The organism is Thermoflavimicrobium dichotomicum, from assembly GCF_900114055.1.
In the GTDB taxonomy this organism is placed as follows: domain Bacteria; phylum Bacillota; class Bacilli; order Thermoactinomycetales; family Thermoactinomycetaceae; genus Thermoflavimicrobium; species Thermoflavimicrobium dichotomicum.
The window spans coordinates 1-2,624 of sequence record NZ_FORR01000054.1 but is presented as its reverse complement, the minus strand read 5'-3'; the positions used below and the strand labels follow the sequence as shown (position 1 = coordinate 2,624).

General features: G+C 46.2%; 3 protein-coding genes. 2 read left to right on the top strand and 1 reads right to left on the bottom strand.

Annotation, left to right across the window (positions count from 1 at the left end; translation table 11 throughout):
* A partial coding sequence (locus tag BMZ78_RS18255) for a transporter substrate-binding protein (RefSeq protein WP_175482571.1) occupies positions 1 to 652 on the bottom strand: 652 nt, incomplete at its 3' end.
* A 327-nt stretch (positions 653 to 979) separates the two neighbouring features.
* Between BMZ78_RS18255 and BMZ78_RS18250 the strand changes: the two genes are divergently transcribed.
* A complete protein-coding gene (locus BMZ78_RS18250; RefSeq protein WP_093231801.1) occupies positions 980 to 2,026 on the top strand; it encodes an aliphatic amidase in 1,047 nt (348 codons plus the stop codon).
* Between the two features lie 32 nt (positions 2,027 to 2,058).
* A partial coding sequence (gene nthB, locus BMZ78_RS18245; protein ID WP_093231800.1) for a nitrile hydratase subunit beta occupies positions 2,059 to 2,624 on the top strand: 566 nt, incomplete at its 3' end.

The window sequence follows — 2,624 nt, the reverse complement described above, 5'->3', positions numbered from 1 at the left end:
CAAAGCCAAATTCCCGATACTGGCGATAAAACGGAACGATGCTTGAGCCGACGATCGTGGAGAAAATGAAGTCAGGCTTAGCCTTCTCAATCATCCTGAGTGCATTGGTCATTTCGGAACTTCCAAGAGGAAGAAACCATTCACCTACAACCTCTCCTCCATATCGCTTGATCAACGGTTTGAGTTGCCGGTGGGTCTCTCGCGGATAGATATAGTCGGAACCGATCAGGAAAACACGGGTTCCCAGGTGATCCAACAACCATGGAACATGGTAAAGGACCTGTTGGTATACGGTCGGTCCGCAGTAGAATACATTCGGATGGGACTCAAGGCCTTCAACTTGTGTGGGGTAAAGAAGAGGGAGATCGTACCTTTCCAAAATCGGCAGAATCGCTTTGCGGCAGGCCGAGGTATATGGACCGACTAAAGCCCAAACTCCCTGTTTGGCCAGCTTTTCCGCCATTTTAGCTGCAGTGAGGGTATCCGATTGGATATCTTCAACAACAGGGATCAACTTAACTCCAAGTTCTTCAGACCGGTTTATTAACTCGATGGTCATTAATGCTGTCTGATATTGTCCCTTTTCGATCAGCGCCGTAGTTCCACTCAAAGAAAAAAGGATGCCTATACAGTACTCGTTATTATTCTTCATTGAATCACCCCGAACCATTTATATCAGACATGTACATGTATTATTTTAAATCATAATTGTCCGAAATGTATACATCAATTTTTGGGAGTTTATTGAAAATATCTGATAATTGCTTGATGAAGGGCTTTGTACGTGTAATATCCCCGTCCGAAGAATATTGGCACATTTCTTGCTTCTTATAGTTAGTGAAAACAACAGTAAAGGAGTGATAAGCCATGAGATATGGATGAAGGGCATTGTACGAGCAATGTCTCCGTATAGAGTAAAGTTGGCACATTTCTTGCTTCTTATAGTTGGTGAACACATCAGTAAAAGGAGTGATAATCCATGAGACATGGAGACATTTCAAGCAGTAATGACACAGTGGGAGTAGCTGTGGTCAACTATAAAATGCCCCGTTTGCATACAAAACAGGAAGTGTTGGAAAATGCCCGCAACATTGCAAAAATGGTCGTCGGCATGAAGCAAGGGCTGCCGGGCATGGATCTGATCGTGTTCCCGGAATACAGCACGCATGGGATCATGTACGATCCGAAAGAAATGATGGAGACAGCCAGCACGATTCCCGGCGAGGAAACAGAGATTTTTGCGGAAGCATGCCGGAAAGCAAACACCTGGGGTGTCTTTTCCCTGACGGGAGAACAACATGAAGATCACCCGAACAAAGCCCCGTATAACACACTGGTTCTCATCAACAACAAGGGTGAGATTGTTCAGAAATACAGAAAAATCATTCCCTGGTGCCCGATTGAAGGCTGGTATCCGGGAGACAAAACGTATGTGGTGGAAGGTCCGAAAGGAATCAAGATCAGCCTGATCATCTGTGATGACGGGAACTACCCGGAAATTTGGCGTGACTGTGCGATGAAAGGGGCCGAGCTGATTGTCCGTTGCCAGGGTTATATGTATCCGGCGAAGGAACAGCAAATCATCATGGCAAAAGCGATGGCCTGGGCGAATAACGTGTATGTGGCGGTTGCAAATGCCACCGGCTTCGACGGAGTCTATTCCTATTTTGGTCATTCAGCGATTATCGGTTTCGACGGAAGAACACTCGGAGAATGCGGAACAGAAGAAAACGGCTTCCAATATGCCGAAATCTCCCTCTCGCAGATCCGTGATTTCAGACGGAATGCACAATCCCAGAACCATTTGTTCAAACTTCTGCACCGGGGCTATACCGGCTTGATCAACTCCGGAGAAGGCGACAAAGGGGTTGCGGAGTGCCCGTTTGACTTCTACAGAACCTGGGTGCTGGATGCGGAAAAAGCACGTGAAAACGTGGAATCATTCACCAGAAAAACGGTCGGAACAGCCGAATGTCCGATTGCAGGAATTCCGAATGAAGGGAAAGCAAAGGAAGCTTCCTACTAATTCTTTCGAATCAAGCAAAAGGAGGTATACAAATGAACGGGATCCATGATCTTGGAGGTATGGATGGATTTGGAAAAGTCATGTATGTAAAAGAACAAGACGATCCTTACTTCAAACATTACTGGGAAAAGCTTACTTTCGCGCTTGTGGCTGGTTGCATGGCACAAGGATTAGGGATGAAGGCCTTTGATGAATTCAGAATTGGCATTGAATTAATGCGTCCGGTGGACTATCTGACATCATCCTATTATGGACACTGGGTTGCGACCGTCGAATACAACTTGGTAGATACGGGAGTACTGGACGCCGAAGAACTTGAAGCTCGAACACAGGATTTCTTGAAGAATCCAGATAAAAAAATGCCACAGCGGAAGGATCCGGAATTAGTGAAGCTTGTAGAAAAAGCCCTGCTAGAAGGCTTGTCTCCGGTTCGCGAAATATCGTCTCCTCCCCGGTTCGAGGTGGGACAGAGAATCAAGACAAGGAACATTCACCCAACCGGCCATACAAGATTCCCACGTTACACCCGTGACAAGTATGGTGTCATCGATGAAATATATGGAGCCCATGTTTTCCCTGATGATGCTGCTCATAGAAG

Bases quoted from the DNA above. Each gene is read 5' to 3' on its own strand.
- BMZ78_RS18250 (WP_093231801.1), top strand. From the start codon at position 980: ATGAGACATGGAGACATTTCAAGCAGTAATGACACAGTGGGAGTAGCT.